The organism is Paenibacillus sp. VMFN-D1 (genome assembly GCF_003386155.1).
GTDB classification, from domain to species: domain Bacteria; phylum Bacillota; class Bacilli; order Paenibacillales; family Paenibacillaceae; genus Paenibacillus_AQ; species Paenibacillus_AQ favisporus.
Genome location: NZ_QRDU01000004.1, coordinates 299,961 through 316,493, shown reverse-complemented (window position 1 = coordinate 316,493; position 16,533 = coordinate 299,961). Strand labels below are relative to the sequence as shown.

Here is a 16,533-nt window from a genome sequence, read left to right as displayed (position 1 = left end):
TCAAGGCAGCACCGTCTACCCGGATACCTGCCGCAGGGGTTCTTCATGGGCGCGTTTCTTGGCGTCCGTTGGCCAGAGCATTCGCTGAAGCAGAAGGCAGATGATACCAAAAACAAGTACGAGCAGGCCAAGGACGCAGAACACCTCTCCCACGCCAAAACCTTTGATCAGCAAACCGCCGGCCAATGGAGCTGCGATCATAATCGTACTGGACATCATGTTCTGAATGCCGAATATCCGTCCGGTCATGCCTTCCGGCGTTTCTTTTTGCAGCGCGTAATTGTTCGTCACCATAAACAGCCCGTTGCCGATCCCGATGACAAGGCCCAGCACGATGCTCCAGATCTCCGGAGAACCTGGTTTCAGCAGCCCCATCGCCCCGATCGCTGCGCCTACCAGGACGATGCCGCCCCCGATCCCTGTGCCGTAACCGATCCGGTTCCGGCGGTTCAAGATCATGATCGTGGCTACGGCACCCACGCCGGTTGAGGAGACCATCCAGCCCAGAAGAGATTCGTTATCCGGCGCAATCTCTCTATAGAGCGTAGGAAACTGGAAATCGATCATAAGAATAACGAGGATGACCGTCATATTCACGATCAGCGTGGTGAGCAGAATCCGGCGCTGCAGCAGCACCGCCCAGCCCTGCTTCCATTGCTCGATGAAGCCCGGTCTGTGCTCCGGGCCGGCATTTTCTCCCGGATTCATGTCCGCCTGAGGAGCCGTATGATTGGCCTCGATTCGGCGCAGCGTAAACAGCAGCAGGCAGGAGATTAACCGGGTTACGGCATTCACCAGAATGCACAGCTGCGGGGATAGTACCGTCAGGACGACCGCGCCCAGCAGCGGACCGGCGATTTTGGAGAACTGGTTAACCAGACCGTTGTAGGAAGTCGCCTTCAGCAGCTGATCCTCGTGGACCACCTGGCGTGTCAGCGCCTGATGCGACGGAACGCGGAATACGCCCATGGCGGCACGGAGCGCCAATAGCGGCAGCAGCCAGTGCATGCCTGGAGCAAACAGCAGCAGGACCGTTAGAACGGTCTCGGCCGCATCGGCGATCAGCATCAGGTTGACCTTTTTCCAGCGGTCGGCCACCACCCCCGCGAGCGACCCGAGAAGGATGCCCGGCAGGGCCATCATGACCGGGATCAGCGCAATCATTAAGGGATCGGCCTGCCATCGGTAAGCGACCAGAACCTGAATCGCAAAAGCGTCGAACCATTCACCGAACGACGAGATGGCGTAAGCCGTAAACATTTTGGCATAGATGCGGTTGGCCCACACCGATTTTGCGGACGGCCGCGGCTCAGTAACTAGGGTAGACATGAAAAATTCCTCCGTTCAGTCAGAATATGGCGTACTCTCACTGTAACGAAGGAATATCAGAGGAACATCAGACAGCATTTAGAATGCTTTCGATTTTTTCTTCGATCGGCACTTTATTGGCTTCCAGTTGATACATCCGGTTATATTCGGCGTATTTCGCGGCGAACTGGCGATGAAGCTGTGGATCCTGCACGTTGTTCTCCAGATAAACCAGCGTTTCCCGGATCGATCCGACGATCAGCGGCACGTTGTGCGTCATCTCTCCAACCTCAATGCCGTAGTTCAGAGCAGCCGCGGCCTCGGCGCGTTTCCCCTGCCGGAGCAGCAACCGGCCTTTAAGTCCGTGATAAAAGCAAATTTCCCGCAAATACGGGGTTTCCTCCAGCATCCGTTCGACTTCGCCTGCACAGCGTTCGGCTTCGGGCAGGTTGTCTGCACCCAGGTGGACGTACATCTCCGCCATTTTGATATGGACGTTGAACATATCCAGATCTCCCCCCGCTTCACGAACGGCCTCGTATGCCGCCTTAACCCTGGACAGATCCTCTTCGGCCCGGCCGTTGTCGGTATACAGCCCGATAATATTTAAAATCCTCAGCTCCCGCTGATGATCCTCCGGACCAATGTTGGCGGCCATGGTTCGCTCGAAATAATCCAGGCATTTTCCCGGTTCATGGTAAAAGTACAAGTAAAAATGCAGCAAATAATACAGCTTGCTCGAGAGCGGGAATTCGTTATCCGTCAAAAACCAGTGGATATCCGCCTGCGCATACCGGATAAAAATCAGGTGGGACGGGGGCAGCTCAAACCCGAGCAGATCCTGCTGGCTCGCCAGCGTAATCATCGATTTGCATTGACCGTACATGAGGTACTTGTTCATCAGCTGCCGCATTTGGGCCTGCAGCTCGGTATCCTGCATCGACGGATTGCGGAGATCCGGCTCTTTGACCGTCAGGCTGTAGCCATAGCCGCGCACCGTATTCAGAAAGACCCGGTTACTCCAAGGACGCAGCTTCTTACGCAGACGGTAAATGTGGTCGTCCACCGTCCGCTCCACCGGATATTCCATCGGCCATACCCGGTCCAGCAGCTGTTCCCGGCTGAAAGCCTGGCCGCGATGGCTGTATAAAAATTGCAGCAGCGCATACTCTTTGGCAAGCAGCGAAATGCGCTCCTCCTGGTAACTGACCGTATATCCGCTTGGATCAAAATCCAGCTGGGCCACCTTCCTCCCCCCTTTCTTTTACGTGTCCCTTGGCGATCGTTTACAACCCTTTCTGTTATTTAAGCATATTCCCGATTTGCCGCACAATAGGATGGAGGCGTATGATGAAATGATATTGTTAAGCCAACTTTTACCGCAGCGTAACGTTCAAGAGTAAAAGACGTTGGATTTTGAGGTATGAGTAGGAGGTACAGCCGTGATCAAAATTCAAACCAGACTGGTCATGGTACCGGTTGTGTTATATGTCATCTGCCTGTTGATAGGCTGCAGCCGTGCAACGTCGGCGTCGCCCGGCTCTCCATGGTTTCACAGTGCTGAACAGGCCGTAGAATATGGCCTTCATGAAGAGCAGGTTGAACTGTCCGACGTACTCACGACCATCACGGTCGACGGGGAAGAGCTCATCTTTTACGAAAAATACGGCGCCTTCGGAGTGAGTGGGGTGAACGAGGGGTCCCGCGGGTATCAGTGGTACCGGTCGTCCCCCTATCGAAACTTTCAAGGAGAGGATACTCCTTATATGACCGGGGGCTTTACCGTTCAAACCGCTAAGGGGCGTACTGTGAATATTCTTGCCGGAAAAGTGTTTGACCCGAAGATTACCAGCATGACCGTAAAAGGGAATAACGAAGCTCAAGTGCTGTCCGTTACGGGGCATTCCCGTTTCTTCTTCATGGCTCATCAGTCGCCTTTTTCTGAACTGGAGGTCACTCCGGTAATGGGCGGCGGGGGCAGCCAGGATGGGGGAGAAAAGGAACTCATAGATAAGTAGATGTCGGGGTCAACCCGATTCATTAAGGTGACGAAAGAGGTGTTAGATTGATGATACGCCAACTCAGACGCCCGGCGGCTCTGCTCGCAACGACTGCCGGTACAGCCACCATCCTGCTTTGGATGACGCTGGGCTTTTTCAATCCGTATTCATCCAGCCTCGAAACCCGCCCTCTTCAAATCACCTTCTTTACGCTGTGCGTGCCGGCTGCCCTTGCGATCGTGTCTGCTTGGTTTCGCCGTAAAGCGCTTGTACTGATCGCTTTTCTTTGGTCCCTGCCCATTAGTTTGTACTTCGCGATGACCCCGGGCATATTTGCATGGTTTGGCGCTACCTCTTGCGCTTATCTGGTCACCTACTTCCTGATGCTGGCGGAACGGCCGCGATAAGGTGGCAGAGAAGAAACGCAAAAAAACCGCCGCGGCGTCCTTACGGACCTCCGCGACAGCTCCTGGTGGCACGCGCCTGAACGGCCGCGTACTCTTTGCCTAACTACTGAATGCTTGCCCCAACTTCCTTGACCATCTCCTGAACGGACAGCAGTCCGCCGCCGGAGAGGTACCAGTAATTCGGATCGAGATATACGATGTGGCCTTCTTTGAAGGCTTTCGTATTTTTGATCAGATCGTTCTCCACCGTCTGCTTGGCAGATACGGATTCCCCGCCCTCTCCGGCCACAGCCGCGCCGCGATCCACGACGAACAGGTAGTCTGGATTTTTCTCGGCTACGTATTCAGATGTGACGCTTTGACCGTGCGTAGAAGCTTCAATGTTTGCATCCACCGGCTTAAAGCCCAGCACGTCGTGGATCAGACCGAAGCGGGAGCCAACGCCATAAGCGCTCAGCTTGCCTTCGTTCGCCAGCACGATCAGGGCGTTTTTGCCCGAAGCAGCGGCTTTATCGTGAATTTCCGCGATCGTCTTGTCGACATGGTCCAGCTCCGTTTGGATCTCGTCTTCTTTGCCGAAGATCTGGCCAACAGTGTTCATATTCTCCTTAAACGATTCCATGTACCGCGCCGTATCCAGGCCCAGGTAGACCGTCGGCGCGATCTTGCTGAGCTCTTCGTAAGCATCGGATTGGCGGCCGGAGATAATAATCAGGTCCGGGCTCAGCGCGTTGATTTTTTCAAAATCCGGCTCTTTCAGGCTCCCCACGTTGTTGTATGCATCTTTGTCGGCGTACTTGGACAGGTAAGGTGGAATGTTCGCCTGCGGAACCCCGGTGACCTGAACGCCCAATTTATCCAATGTATCCAGAATGCCAAAGTCGAAGACGACGACCTTCTGCGGATTTTTTTTGACCTTGGTCTCGCCCAGCTTATGTTTGATCGTCAGCTCCTCGGAACCGGAAGCCGCCGAAGTGTTGGTTGGCTCAGCAGACGCCTCTTTGGTAGGTACTGCCGTATTTTTATTGCCGCATGCCGCCAGCACGACGACCAACACGGCCGTGATGATGAACAGCATCATCTTTCTTGTTTTCAACTTCATCCACCCCATGTTCTGAATTTGGTTTCGGCTTGAACCAAGCCGTAAATGTATAAAATTATGTGATGAACTGCCCGCCGGCGCCTGGCTGGGATGAGTCCACGCATATAATTTCCCTTGGTTAGCACTGCACCTGATTCTTCACCTGGCCCGTTCAACTCAGGGAGAACTTTATTTTTCGAACAAGATGCCTCTTACCTCTCCCGGGCCTCAGGCTTCAGGCAAAATAAACGCAAATTTTGTTGTTGTTAATGTTCTCAATGGGGATATCCATCCCGTAGACCTGCTTCAGCACCGGCGTATCGATGATCTCGTCCGCCGTTCCTTCCTTCACGACTCTGCCGTTCTTCAGGGCAACGATGTCGTCTGAATAGACGGAGGCAAAATTGATGTCATGAATGACGATAATGACCGTCTTACCCAGCTCATCCACCATCCGCCGCAGCACCTTCATGATCTGCACCGAGTGCTTCATGTCCAGGTTGTTCAGCGGTTCATCCAGCAGCACATAGTCGGTGTTCTGGGCAATGACCATGGCGATAAAAGCCCGCTGCTGCTGCCCTCCGCTCAGCCGGTCCAGGTACTGGTCCTGCAGATCGCCGAGCTCCATATAATCGATGGCTTCCTGGACGTATTTCCAGTCCTCCGGCTTCAGCCGGCCCTGCGAGTAAGGAAATCGTCCGAAGCTTACCAGTTCCTTGACCGTCAAGCGGACGTTAATATGATTGGACTGCTTCAGAATCGAGATTTTCTTGGCGAGTTCGCTGCTCTTGCAGCGGTCCACCCGCTCCCCTTCGATCAGGATTTCACCGCCGTCACAGGAAATGAGGCGGCTGATCATGGAGAGAAGCGTGCTTTTGCCCGCCCCATTGGAACCGATAAAGGAGGTGATTTTCCCTTTGGCGATGTTCACCGAGACGTTGTCGACCACTGTTTTGCCCCCATATTGTTTGGAAACCCCTTTAACCTCGATCACGATGATTTACTCCCCTTTAGCAAAAGATAGATAAAGTACACGCCGCCGACCAGATTGATGATGACGCTCAGCGTCGTGGAGAAGGTAAACACCCGCTCCACCAGCAGCTGCCCGCCTACAAGGGCGATGATGCTGATCAGCACCGCAGCTGGAATCAGCAGCGTGTGCCGGTAGGTCCGCATCAGCTGATAGGCCACATTGGCCACGAGCAGCCCCAGGAAGGTGATTGGCCCGACGAGCGCCGTCGCGATGGAAATGAGCACCGCCACAACAATGAGCAGCCTTTTTACCACTCGGTCGTAATCGACACCCAGATTGACAGCGTGATCCCTTCCCATAGCAATGACATCGAGATACTTGGTATAGAGCATAAAATAGGCGGTCACCAGCACGATCCCGGCCGCCGACACCAGCAGCAGATCCGTATTGACGTTGTTGAAGCTGGCAAACATTTTGTCCTGGACGATTTGGAACTCGTTCGGATCGATGAGCACCTCCATAAAGGAGGACAGGCTCTGAAACAATGTGCCGAAGATCAGACCGAGCAGAAGCAGAAAGTAAATGTTTTGCCCTTCCCTTTTGAACAGGAGCTTGTAGAACACCACCGAGAACACGGCCATCATGCCGACGGAAATGAGAAAGTTCACGTTTTTGCCCATCGCCGTCAGGCTGATCGAGCCGAACACATAGACCATGAAGGTCTGAAACAGCATATACAGGGAATCCAGCCCCATAATGCTCGGCGTCAAAATGCGGTTGTTGGTAATCGTCTGGAACACGACCGTCGAGAAGGCGATCGCTCCGCCGGTCTGGACCATGGCCAGCACTTTTTTGCCCCTGCGCGGAAGGATATAATCCCAGTTGCCCCCGGACTGGATCACCATAAAGACAGCAATCAGGACAAGTGCGATGACGGTTAAAACGATCAGCTTGGTCAGGTTGGATTTGCTCATGTATAAGCCCTTCTTCTCAGCAGTAAATAGATAAAGATCGCGCTGCCAATCACCCCGACGGTGACGCCGATGGAGATTTCATACGGAAAGATGATGACCCGGCCCAGAATGTCGCAGAACAGCACGAACACGGCTCCCAGCAGTGCGGTATGTAGCAGGCTTTTCTTCAGATGGTCCCCCAGATACATCGTGACGATGTTCGGAACGACCAGGCCCAGAAAAGGAATCATGCCCACGGTTAAAATCACGACCGATGAAATAGCGGCGACGATGACCAGTCCGATATTGACGACGGCCTTATAGTTAAGCCCCAGGTTCACCGCGAACTCTTCTCCCATGCCCGCAATCGTAAAGCGGTTCGCGAACAGATAGGCGATGATCAGGAGCGGAATGCTGATGTACAGCATCTCGTAGCGGCCCTTGAGGATCATGGAAAAGTCGCCCTGCAGCCAGGAGGACATGTTCTGGATCAGATCGTTTTTATAGGCAAAAAACGTCGTCACCGAGCTGACAATGTTGCCGAACATGAGTCCGACAAGCGGAATGAAAATGGCGTCCTTGTATTTGACCTTATCCAGGATCCGCATGAAGATCATCGTTCCCAGCAGGGCAAAAACGAAGGCCACCAGCATCTTCACCAGCGGTGCCGCGTTACCAAACACCATGAGGGCCACCAAAATGCCGAACCTTGCCGAATCCATCGTTCCGGCCGTCGTCGGCGACACGAACTTGTTTCTCGTCAGCTGCTGCATGATCAGGCCGATAATGCTCATGCTCGTGCCGGCGATGATAATGCTGATCAGGCGCGGCAGGCGGCTGATCCAGAGCACCTGCCTCTGTTCGGCTGTGAGATGAAACAGATCCAGCGGGGAGATATCCTTCACCCCGATAAACAAAGAAGCGGCTGAGAATACGATAAGCAGGATCCACAGCGTCCACAGGTAAGTGTTTTTCATGGCTATCCAACGCTTTCTATAGTCTGGCCAGTCATTGAAAATACTGAAAATAATGCGAAAAAGCATATGTCACTTTCGATTTAATTAATAATGATATTCATTCTCAATTAACTGACTTGGTTATTATTCTAACAGCTGGCCGGTTTTTGTCAAACGTTTCTGGGTATTTTTATACTTCTGCCTTCCTCCCGCAAGATGAATGCAGGCCGCCCGGAGTGGTCATAGTAACAGGGAATGCCGACTGCAAACACAAGGAGGTTGAACAGCCATGGACAACACGCATGAGTATGTGGAGAAGCTCCACGACACCCAGGAAAAGGCCCGCAAACACAAGGATGGCATCAGCAAAGGAGCCAGCGCGAAGCTTCCGACCAAGCAGCATGGCACGAAGAAATAACGAGCAAACCTTAAAAAGGGCATTTCCCTTTCGACCGAAGGGGAAGTGTCCTTTTTATTTGAAGATATAAGATAGTATAAGCTCCAGAGAGAGCTCCTCCTTATATCAAGATAGGCGTTTTTCTTATTATTCAGGAGTTTTCGCAAAGTTTCTGCAATCTCCAAGACCAAAGTCCAGTTTGATCCTAGTCCAGAGACAGTTTCTGGATGGCCTGCCGCTCCGTTAGAATGGACGAAAGCATGAGACGGCATCGGCCTCAGGTTGGATTTGACTGCAGGCGGCGAGGGCCGGTAAGGAGAGAAACTATGGAGTGGATCATCCATCTGTTTGAACAATACGGGTATATGGTGCTGTTTGGCGGCCTCTTCGCTGAATCTTTGGCGATTCCCTTCCCGGGAGAGCTGGCCATGGCCATCTCCGGCCATATGTCGACGCTGGGGAGCTTTCACCTGCTGCAAATTATTTTGTATTCGTATATCGGCGCCATCATCGGCACGACGGTGACGTATATTATCGGGTATCGTATGGGAACGCCCTTCTTTGAAAAATACGGCAAGTACGTCCTCCTGAACCCGGCCCGGATCGCCAAAATTACCGGCTGGTTCGACCGGTACGGCACCAAGCTCATTCTGATCTGTTACTTCGTGCCTGGACTCCGGCATTTTACCGGATACGTGTCCGGCGTGCTCCGGATCAATGTACGGACCTTTTTTATCTATAACTACATCGGCGGACTCGCTTGGGTGATCGTCTATGTCATGATCGGCAGGCTGGTCGGCTCGAAGATCGAGCAGTTCCTGCATTTGATTTCCCAGTATTCGCTAGCCGCGATCCTGGTGGCTGCTGCGGTCCTGGCTCTTGTCGTGTACCTGAAACGGAGAAAAAAATCCGCAGCCCCTCGGGTCAAAGCCGAAGTTCGGCAGGAGGACTAAGTCCAAGTGCACACGAACGAGCAGCTAACAGCCGTGAAACAGCCGGCGGCCGCGATGACAGCACGCTTACAGCACTGCTTTCGTCAAGAACGTCAAAAGCCGCTCCCGGTGCTTGCCCGGGGAGCGGCTTGTAACCAACGCTTTACACTTTATTTGACGGCGCCCTGTGTCACGCCGTTGATGATCCATTTTTGTGCGAACAGGTAGATGATGATCATCGGCAGCATCGCCATCAGATACGAAGCGAACGCCAGGTTGTAGTCCGTGTTGAACTGTCCCTGGAAAATGTACTGCACGAGCGGCAGCGTATAGCTCGACTGGTCGCTGATGATGATCAGCGGGAGCAGGAAGTCGTTGTAGGTCGACAGGCAGATCAGGATGCCGACGGTGGCGTTGATCGGCGCCATCAGCGGGAAGATGATCCGCCAGAACGTGCCCCACGTCGTCGCCCCGTCCACCGTGGCGGCCTCCTCGAGCGCCGTCGGGATCGAGCGGATGTAGCCGACGTAGACGAAGACGTTAAAGGCCAGCGCATAGACCGTATGCAGAATCGTCAGGCCGACCAGATTGGTCATATGCAGCGCCGACGCCAGCTTGACGATCGGCAGCATGATAATCGGGAACGGAATGAACATAGCGCTGATGAAGTAGAAGTACAGCCCTTTGAAGAACTTCCGGTGCATATTCCGGGCGATGGCGTACGCCACGAGCGAGTTGGTGAGCAGCGTCAGCACCACCGTCGAGATCGTCACGAGCGCGCTGTTGCGGAATGCGCGAAAGAAGTTGGTCATTTTCACCGCGTTCGAGAAGTTTTCCCAGTGAAACGTCGACGGAATCGCGAAGACCGACCGCGTCATTTCCTCGGGATTTTTCAGTGCAATGGTCAAGGTCATGTACAGCGGGAACAGAATCAGCAGCGTCCCCAAGGCAATCAGGATCATGACGGCCCAGTTCGTTTTCGTTCTCATTACATATCGCTCTCCCTTCCTTGAAGAAATTTAAGCTGCAGGATGGAGATGATCGCAATGACGATAAAATAAATGACCGAGTTGGCGGACTGGTAAGCGAACTCGCCTCCCTGGAACCCACCGATGTAGATCAGGTGCGAAATGGACTGTGTCGCCCGGCCGGGCCCGCCATTGGTCAAGGCGACGATCTGGTCGAAGACCATCAGCGAGTTTTTCATCGCCAGCACCATATTGATCGTGAAAAACGGGGAAATGAGCGGAAAGGTAATTCTCCAGAATTCCTGCCAGCGGCTGGCCCCGTCCAAATTTGAAGCTTCGTACAGCGAAGCCGGGATGGTCTGGAGTCCCGCCAGATACAGAATCGTATTAAATGCAATCCCCTGCCATACCGCCACGATGACGACCCCGATCCAGGCCAGATTTTCGTTGCCCAGAATGTTCGTTGAGAACGCATGGATGCCCAGGTTCTGCCCCCAGATCGTAAAGACGTTGGAGAACAGATAGTTGAAAATGTAGCCGACGATCAGCACGCTCAAAATGTTCGGCAGAAAGTAAATGCCGCGGAAGAAGTTGCGCGCCTTGATCCGCGCGTTCAGGCCAAGCGCGATCAGCAGACTGAGCACATTGATCAGAATGGTGACGACAATGGCGAACTTGAAGGTGAACAGATAGGCGTTCCCCACGTTGCTGTCCGTAAAGAGGTTTGCGTAGTTGCGGAACCCGATAAAGTCGTAATGTTTGCCGAACCCGTTCCAGTTCGTGAACGAATAGTAAATGCCCTGCAGGGCGGGCAGTGTCATAAATACGAAGAACAGTACGACCGCCGGCACGGTCATCCAATAAAACGCCGTAAGTCGCTTGGACATCCCTTCATCCTCCTCTTTTGGTCATGGTGTTATTTCCGGCTCTGGACTTTGTCCCACTCGGTATCGAGCGTTTTCAGGTAGGCGTCGATATTCCGGTTTTGCAGAAATCCCTGAACGATCGAGTTCAGCTGCACGGCGGCCGGGATGTAGTGGTCGGCAAAGTCGACAACTCGGCCCGCCTTGAAATAAGGCTGCAGCTCGGCAACCGCCGGGTCGTCCTGCGTCACGCCCTTGACGGCCGAGAACGCGGTTTGCTCTTTGATGTACTGGCCGATGTTATCCGGCTCGAGGAGAAAAGCGATGAATTCCTCCGCTTCTTTTTTATGCTTGGTGCTCTCGGAGATGGTCAGCAGCGTGTCCACCCCGGAGATCAGCTTGTTCTTGTCCGCGTCGTTTCCGGTCGGGAACGGGAAGAAGCCGATATTCGCGTTCGGGTTCGATTTCCGGATTTCCGGAATAGCCCAGCTGCCCTGGATATACATGGCCGATTCCCCGCGCGCAAAAGCACGGTTACCGTCCGCGTACGTTTTCCCGAAGTTGTCCCCATGTCCGTAATCGAGCAGCTTCAGCTGCTTCTCCGCCACCTCGCGGAATTTCTCTTGGAAGGTCACCTGATTCTCACGGCGCTGCTTGAAGAAATCGATGCCGACCAGGTTAGGTGCTAGCGCATTAAACGGCAGATTCGTCTGCCAGTCGTCCTTGTATGTAAAATAAAACGGAATGATGTCGCTGTCCTTCACCTTTTGGGCAGTCGCAATCAGCTCATCCCACGTTTTCGGAACGCTCAGCCCCAGCTTCTTGAAAATGTCCTTGTTGTACATAATGCCGTTGGCGTTGGTTGCGTAAGGGATACCGGTAATTTTACTCAGCCCCGTTACGTCCTTGAGCATTTTTATGTAGTTCGGATCAATGGACTCGACCAGCTTGCTCTGGGTCAGATCGGCGAAAATATCGCTCTGCGCCAGGATCGAATACGTGTCGGTCGCGCCCATGCCGATGACGTCGGGAATGTCGTTCTTGACGACCCTTGTCTTGAGGACCGTTTCGGCATCCGGCGGATTCACCTGGGTGACCTGGATCCCGGGGTGCGAAGCGTTGAACTTGGCCACCAGCTTATCAAAGGAGCCTTTGGCCTCCGGCTTGTTTTGAAAAAACTCCAGCTTGACCTTCCCGGCATTCTCCCCGTTATTCCCGCAGGCCGTCAGCATTGACGCGAGCAGCAGGCAGGCCAGAAGGATTCTTCCCATTTTCATGCGAAACCCCCCATATCGAAATTCTTGATGTTGAATTTTCTCTAAAATTACCCGATTTTGTCGAAAAATAAACAAGCCGCCAAGCATCAAGCCTGCAGCGAACATGCGAATGCCGCGCCGTTTTCCCGGCGAAGTAAAAAAGCAGCCCCCTGACGGAAAGGCTGCTTTTTGCATGGCTGGGCCGAAGCGCGCTTATTTTTTGGCGGCCAACCACTGGGCTACGCCTTGAATGTCAGCATCGGACAGTTGGCCTTTGAAAGCCGGCATGCCGCCGCGGCCGTTCGATACGATCCCGGCGATTTCGTCCGCGGAGTATTTGGCCCCGACTTTTTGCAGGTTCGGTCCTACGGCGCCTTCGAGATTGTTGCCGTGGCAGCTGACACAGTTGGCTTTAAAGGTCGCTTCCCCGTTGCCGGCTGCTGCGTTGCCGCCGGTTTGACCGGTCGTTGTACCCGTGTTCCCGGTCGTGCCGGCGTTGTTATTGGCTGCGCCCTGGTTGTTGTTATTGTCGCTGCTTTTACCGCAGGCCGACAGGGAAAGAACGAGCAGCAGGCTCAGGAAAATGATCGATTTTTTCATTTGGAGGTGTCTCCCTTCAACTTTTTCAAATTTGCCTCAATACAGCTACGATGCCCCAGCAATAAGCTTTTCATGTACGCGGATTATCGTGATTTTTCGTATTTGCGGTTATTTCGGCTTGGCATGGCAAGTGCATAATATACCCAGCAAAGGGGAACATATCCCACAAGGAGGAATGAAACCATGGCAGAACAACAAAAGGAACAACCACCAAGCGGGTCCAGGCGCCAGTTCCTGAAATATTCAGGGACGGCGATCGGCGGTCTGGTCGTCGGTGGCGTTATCGGCGGGGCCATTACCGGCGGCTTCAACAAGAAAAAGCCGGCTGCAAATGCGCCGACATCGCCGCAAACCGGAACGCAGCCTGCTGCAGATTATAACCATGCGACCATGTACTTCAACCAGCGCCAGCTGCAAATTACACAGGCAGCGACAGAGCGCATTTTTCCTAAGGACGATAACGGTCCTGGAGCCAACGACTTGGGCGTTGCTTACTACATCGACCACCAGTTAGCCGGCCACTGGGGCTTCAACGCCCGCGAATACCGCATGGGGCCTTTTGTTAAAGGAGAAGCCACACAGGGCGACTATCAGAGCATTAACCGTAACGAGGTCTTCCTGCTCGGGCTTACCGCGATTGACAATGCAAGCCAGAAAAAGTACCAAAAGGGGTTTACCGACCTTGCCGACGAAGAAAAAGACGCCATTCTGACTTCGCTCGAAAAAGGTGACATTGAAGTGATTAACGGCATCACCGGCAAAAGCTTCTTCGATCTGCTTCGCAATATGACGCTCGAAGGCGTATATGCGGACCCGCTCTATGGCGGCAACGTCAACATGGAGGGCTGGAAGATGCGGAACTATCCGGGCAACCAGATGTCCTATGCCAAAATTGTCGGTGAGGACGCTTTTGCAAAAACGGATCCGCTCAGCCTGCATGACCATTTGGCCACACATTAATTTTTACATGCTGACAGAGAAGGAGAGTTATCCATGGCTACGAAATTGCCAAGAGTCCCGGTCCTGATCGTCGGGATGGGATGGATCGGCGGCATTATCGCCGCTGAATTAAGCAAACAGGGAATCAAGGTCGTCGGCCTGGAACGCGGTAAACCCCGTTCCACCGAGGATTATTACATGGTCCATGACGAGCTCCGTTACGCCCAGCGCTATGAACTGATGCAGGATTTGTCCAAGGAAACGATCACCTTTCGGAACACGTCGAAAATGACCGCCCTGCCGATGCGCCAATACGGCGCCTTCCTGCTCGGGGAAGGCCTCGGAGGCGCAGGCATCCACTGGAACGGACAAACGTACCGGTTCTTGCCCTACGATTTCGAAATCCGGAGCAAAACGATCGAGCGCTATGGAAAGAAAAAAATCCCGGATGGCATGACCATTCAGGACTGGGGCATTACATACGACGAGTTGGAGCCCTATTTTTACAAGTTCGAAGAGGTCGCGGGCATTTCCGGGGAACAAGAACAGACGCCGATGGTCGGCAAGCGTTCCAAGCCGTTCCCGACCAAGCCGATGATCAAGACGCCGATGATCAAAATGTTCGAGGAAGCAACCAAAAAGCTTGGCTACCATCCGTATATGATGCCGTCGGCCAACCTGTCCGAGCAGTATACGAACCCGGACGGCATTACCCGCGCCCCTTGCCAGTACTGCGGCTATTGCGAGCGCTTTGGCTGCGAATACGGCGCCAAGGCCGATCCGGTCGTGACCGTGCTTCCGGTCGCACAGAAATCCGGGCATTTCGAGCTCCGTGAGTATGCCAACGTGACGGATATTCTGCATGACGGGAAAAAGGCTACCGGCGTGAAATACGTCAATCCATTGACCGGTCAGGAATATGAACAACCGGCAGACGTCGTCATTCTGGCGAGCTACGTGTTCAACAACGTCCGGCTGCTGCTGACGTCCAAGCTCGGCAAGCCGTACGATCCGAATACGGGAACAGGCGTCGTGGGCAAAAACTACGCTTACCAAACAAATGGTGGTTCAGCGACCGGTTTTTATGACGACCAGCAGTTCAACCTGTTTGCCGGAGCCGGCGCGCTTGGCATGGAAATCCCGGACTTCAATGGCGACAACTTTGACCACAGCGATCTGAATTTCATCCACGGTGCCGGCATCCGGATTTCACAAACCGGGCTCCGCCCGATCGCGAACAATTCGGTTCCGAAAGGGACACCAACGTGGGGCAAAGACTTTAAAGCGACCTCGCTGAAATACGCGAACAACTACTTGACCGTGGCGGCGCAGGGATCGAGCATGCCTTGGAGGCATCACTATCTCGATCTGGATCCGACCTACAAGGATGCTTACGGCAAACCGCTGATCCGGATCACGTTCGACTTCGAGGAGCAGGACCGGCAAATGATCGCCTTCATGGCAGATAAAACCGAAGCCATCATGAAGGAAATGAAGCCATCGTCCATCGGCTCCTCCAAAGAGCTGGGACCGTTCAATATCGTGCCGTATCAATCCACGCACAACACCGGCGGGGCGATTATGGGATCGGACCCTTCAACTTCGGTCGTCAACAACTATCTCCAGATGTGGGATGCCGAAAATGTGTTTGTCGTCGGCGCATCCGCCTTCCCGCATAACAGCGGTTATAACCCGACAGGCACCGTTGGCGCCCTCGCTTACCGGGCTGCGGAAGGCATTGCGAAATATTTGAAATCAGGCGGATCTCTCGTTTAAGCGAAAACACCGCCTTGGGGCAAGGAAAAAGCGGAGGGAATCAAATGGATCAAGACAACTGGATTGTTCATGTCGCCGAGGCGCGAAAGCGGCTGATCATCGTCGGCATCTGCTTCATCGTGACGTTTGCCGCCGGATTGTACGCCGCCCCCGGCATCCTGCTCTACCTTAAGTCTCAGCCTTTAGCGGAGCCGATCGCCTGGAACGTGTTTTCCTTTACGGACGGCATTCTGATCTACATGAAATGCGCGCTGATCTTCGCGCTCATGTTCACGGTTCCCGTCCTGCTGTACCAGCTGTGGGCTTTTGTGAAGCCGGGGCTCACGGAGCATGAGGCGAAGAGCGCGTTCCCCTTCATTCCGGTCGCATTCATGCTTTTTCTGGCCGGGCTGTCGTTCAGCTATTACGTCGTGTTTCCGATGATGCTGAAGTTCATGAAGCGCATGAACCAAACGATCGGGGCGATCGAAACGTACGGGATTGACCGGTACTTCGGGTTCCTGTTCGATCTGGTCATCCCGATGGCCATCGCCTTCGAGCTTCCAGTGGTCATTCTGTTCCTGACCCGAATCGGAATCTTGACGCCCGATACGCTGAAAAAGACGCGCAAATACGCGTACCTGGGGCTGGCGATCCTCGGCTCCTGTATTTCACCGCCGGACTTCGTCTCGCACCTGTCCGTCACCATTCCGCTCATCCTGCTGTTCGAGATCAGCGTTTACGTATCCGGCCGCCAGTGGCGGAAGATGCAGTCCAGCCCGTCCGGCAGCTAGGTCGTTGCAGACCTGACCATATGACAGCCGCCATCCGTCCAGTGTTCAGTCATCTGGGGCTAGGACGTTAATCCAGAAAAGAGGTGTACATGCTATGCTGAACAACATTGGTGTATCCGGCCTGGTCATTATTTTGGCCATCGCCCTCGTCCTCTTCGGGCCATCGAAGCTCCCGCAGCTCGGAAGAGCGTTCGGGGACACGCTCCGCGAGTTCCGGAGCTCCACGCGCGGAATCGTCGAGGAAGAAGAGACTTCCTCCGAGTCTTCGGTGAAGCAGCTTGTCGAGAAGCGCTAATATGTCCAAAGCAAGCCTATTAAACAGATAAAGCAGCCTCCCCTATGGGGAATGGC

General features: G+C 53.8%; 18 protein-coding genes. 8 read left to right on the top strand and 10 right to left on the bottom strand.

Translation table 11 applies throughout. The features are described 5' to 3' along the window. Window positions 1-15 precede the first annotated feature (15 nt). Both C7820_RS25320 and C7820_RS25315 read right to left on the bottom strand, forming a co-directional pair. A complete protein-coding gene (locus C7820_RS25320; protein WP_116233389.1) occupies window positions 16-1,329 on the bottom strand; it encodes an MFS transporter in 1,314 nt (437 codons plus the stop codon). 67 nt (window positions 1,330-1,396) lie between these two features. After that, window positions 1,397-2,554, bottom strand: a complete 1,158-nt coding sequence (locus C7820_RS25315) for a winged helix-turn-helix domain-containing protein (protein ID WP_116233388.1) — start codon at window positions 2,552-2,554, stop codon at window positions 1,397-1,399. Between the two features lie 196 nt (window positions 2,555-2,750). On the opposite strand from C7820_RS25315, the gene C7820_RS25310 reads away from it, so the two are divergent. Then, window positions 2,751-3,326, top strand: coding sequence for a hypothetical protein (locus C7820_RS25310; protein WP_116233387.1), 576 nt, complete (start codon window positions 2,751-2,753; stop codon window positions 3,324-3,326). A 50-nt stretch (window positions 3,327-3,376) separates the two neighbouring features. After that, window positions 3,377-3,715, top strand: coding sequence for a hypothetical protein (locus C7820_RS25305; RefSeq protein ID WP_116233386.1), 339 nt, complete (start codon window positions 3,377-3,379; stop codon window positions 3,713-3,715). 103 nt (window positions 3,716-3,818) lie between these two features. Here the strand turns inward: C7820_RS25305 and C7820_RS25300 are convergent, their stop codons facing one another. The 4 genes from C7820_RS25300 to C7820_RS25285 form a co-directional block, all read right to left on the bottom strand. Then, on the bottom strand, window positions 3,819-4,796 hold the full coding sequence (locus C7820_RS25300) for a siderophore ABC transporter substrate-binding protein (RefSeq protein ID WP_181909206.1): 978 nt from the start codon (window positions 4,794-4,796) through the stop codon (window positions 3,819-3,821). Window positions 4,797-5,031: 235 nt separating this feature from the next. Next, window positions 5,032-5,790, bottom strand: coding sequence for an iron ABC transporter ATP-binding protein (locus C7820_RS25295; RefSeq protein WP_116233384.1), 759 nt, complete (start codon window positions 5,788-5,790; stop codon window positions 5,032-5,034). Then, window positions 5,787-6,743 carry an iron chelate uptake ABC transporter family permease subunit gene (locus C7820_RS25290; protein ID WP_116233383.1) on the bottom strand — a complete coding sequence of 319 codons (957 nt, stop codon included), beginning with the start codon at window positions 6,741-6,743 and terminating at the stop codon, window positions 5,787-5,789. Before C7820_RS25290 ends, C7820_RS25295 begins: the two co-directional genes overlap by 4 nt. After that, entirely contained in the window at window positions 6,740-7,699 is a 960-nt protein-coding gene (locus tag C7820_RS25285; RefSeq protein WP_116233382.1) for an ABC transporter permease, read from the bottom strand. Before C7820_RS25285 ends, C7820_RS25290 begins: the two co-directional genes overlap by 4 nt. A gap of 268 nt (window positions 7,700-7,967) precedes the next feature. Here C7820_RS25285 and C7820_RS25280 point away from each other — a divergent pair, with 268 nt between their 5' ends. Next, the gene (locus C7820_RS25280) at window positions 7,968-8,096 is read left to right on the top strand and encodes a DUF4023 family protein (RefSeq protein WP_116233381.1); all 129 of its coding nucleotides are present in this window, start codon (window positions 7,968-7,970) and stop codon (window positions 8,094-8,096) included. 305 nt (window positions 8,097-8,401) lie between these two features. Next, window positions 8,402-9,028 (top strand): DedA family protein, encoded by a 627-nt coding sequence (locus C7820_RS25275; protein ID WP_116233380.1) that lies wholly within the window; start codon window positions 8,402-8,404, stop codon window positions 9,026-9,028. Window positions 9,029-9,177: 149 nt separating this feature from the next. On the opposite strand, the gene C7820_RS25270 is transcribed toward C7820_RS25275, so the two are convergent. The 4 genes from C7820_RS25270 to C7820_RS25255 form a co-directional block, all read right to left on the bottom strand. Then, window positions 9,178-9,996 (bottom strand): carbohydrate ABC transporter permease, encoded by an 819-nt coding sequence (locus C7820_RS25270; RefSeq protein WP_116233379.1) that lies wholly within the window; start codon window positions 9,994-9,996, stop codon window positions 9,178-9,180. Beyond that, on the bottom strand, window positions 9,996-10,862 hold the full coding sequence (locus C7820_RS25265; RefSeq protein WP_089549634.1) for a carbohydrate ABC transporter permease: 867 nt from the start codon (window positions 10,860-10,862) through the stop codon (window positions 9,996-9,998). Before C7820_RS25265 ends, C7820_RS25270 begins: the two co-directional genes overlap by 1 nt. A 29-nt stretch (window positions 10,863-10,891) precedes the next feature. After that, entirely contained in the window at window positions 10,892-12,115 is a 1,224-nt protein-coding gene (locus tag C7820_RS25260; protein WP_116233378.1) for an ABC transporter substrate-binding protein, read from the bottom strand. A gap of 192 nt (window positions 12,116-12,307) precedes the next feature. Continuing rightward, complete coding sequence (locus C7820_RS25255; RefSeq protein ID WP_116233377.1) at window positions 12,308-12,694, bottom strand: c-type cytochrome; 387 nt, start codon at window positions 12,692-12,694, stop codon at window positions 12,308-12,310. Between the two features lie 183 nt (window positions 12,695-12,877). Between C7820_RS25255 and C7820_RS25250 the strand changes: the two genes are divergently transcribed. The 4 genes from C7820_RS25250 (at window position 12,878) to C7820_RS25235 (ending at window position 16,477) form a co-directional block, all read left to right on the top strand. Next, the gene (locus tag C7820_RS25250; protein WP_076172005.1) at window positions 12,878-13,654 is read left to right on the top strand and encodes a gluconate 2-dehydrogenase subunit 3 family protein; all 777 of its coding nucleotides are present in this window, start codon (window positions 12,878-12,880) and stop codon (window positions 13,652-13,654) included. 33 nt (window positions 13,655-13,687) lie between these two features. Then, entirely contained in the window at window positions 13,688-15,409 is a 1,722-nt protein-coding gene (locus C7820_RS25245) for a GMC family oxidoreductase (protein ID WP_116233376.1), read from the top strand. A 44-nt stretch (window positions 15,410-15,453) separates the two neighbouring features. Beyond that, complete coding sequence (tatC, locus tag C7820_RS25240; protein WP_089549631.1) at window positions 15,454-16,182, top strand: twin-arginine translocase subunit TatC; 729 nt, start codon at window positions 15,454-15,456, stop codon at window positions 16,180-16,182. Between the two features lie 94 nt (window positions 16,183-16,276). Further along, window positions 16,277-16,477: a twin-arginine translocase TatA/TatE family subunit gene (locus tag C7820_RS25235; protein ID WP_076172013.1), complete on the top strand. Its 201-nt coding sequence runs from the start codon at window positions 16,277-16,279 to the stop codon at window positions 16,475-16,477. Window positions 16,478-16,533 lie beyond the last annotated feature (56 nt).

Excerpts from the sequence above, each read along its gene's own strand:
- C7820_RS25320 (WP_116233389.1), bottom strand. The coding sequence starts at position 1,329 with ATGTCTACCCTAGTTACTGAGCCGCGGCCGTCCGCAAAATCGGTGTGG.
- C7820_RS25305 (WP_116233386.1), top strand. The coding sequence starts at position 3,377 with ATGATACGCCAACTCAGACGCCCGGCGGCTCTGCTCGCAACGACTGCC.
- C7820_RS25300 (WP_181909206.1), bottom strand. The coding sequence starts at position 4,796 with ATGATGCTGTTCATCATCACGGCCGTGTTGGTCGTCGTGCTGGCGGCA.
- C7820_RS25290 (WP_116233383.1), bottom strand. The coding sequence starts at position 6,743 with ATGAGCAAATCCAACCTGACCAAGCTGATCGTTTTAACCGTCATCGCA.
- C7820_RS25285 (WP_116233382.1), bottom strand. The coding sequence starts at position 7,699 with ATGAAAAACACTTACCTGTGGACGCTGTGGATCCTGCTTATCGTATTC.
- C7820_RS25280 (WP_116233381.1), top strand. The coding sequence starts at position 7,968 with ATGGACAACACGCATGAGTATGTGGAGAAGCTCCACGACACCCAGGAA.
- C7820_RS25275 (WP_116233380.1), top strand. The coding sequence starts at position 8,402 with ATGGAGTGGATCATCCATCTGTTTGAACAATACGGGTATATGGTGCTG.
- C7820_RS25270 (WP_116233379.1), bottom strand. The coding sequence starts at position 9,996 with ATGAGAACGAAAACGAACTGGGCCGTCATGATCCTGATTGCCTTGGGG.
- C7820_RS25265 (WP_089549634.1), bottom strand. The coding sequence starts at position 10,862 with ATGTCCAAGCGACTTACGGCGTTTTATTGGATGACCGTGCCGGCGGTC.
- C7820_RS25260 (WP_116233378.1), bottom strand. The coding sequence starts at position 12,115 with ATGAAAATGGGAAGAATCCTTCTGGCCTGCCTGCTGCTCGCGTCAATG.
- C7820_RS25255 (WP_116233377.1), bottom strand. The coding sequence starts at position 12,694 with ATGAAAAAATCGATCATTTTCCTGAGCCTGCTGCTCGTTCTTTCCCTG.
- C7820_RS25250 (WP_076172005.1), top strand. The coding sequence starts at position 12,878 with ATGGCAGAACAACAAAAGGAACAACCACCAAGCGGGTCCAGGCGCCAG.
- C7820_RS25245 (WP_116233376.1), top strand. The coding sequence starts at position 13,688 with ATGGCTACGAAATTGCCAAGAGTCCCGGTCCTGATCGTCGGGATGGGA.
- tatC (WP_089549631.1), top strand. The coding sequence starts at position 15,454 with ATGGATCAAGACAACTGGATTGTTCATGTCGCCGAGGCGCGAAAGCGG.
- C7820_RS25235 (WP_076172013.1), top strand. The coding sequence starts at position 16,277 with ATGCTGAACAACATTGGTGTATCCGGCCTGGTCATTATTTTGGCCATC.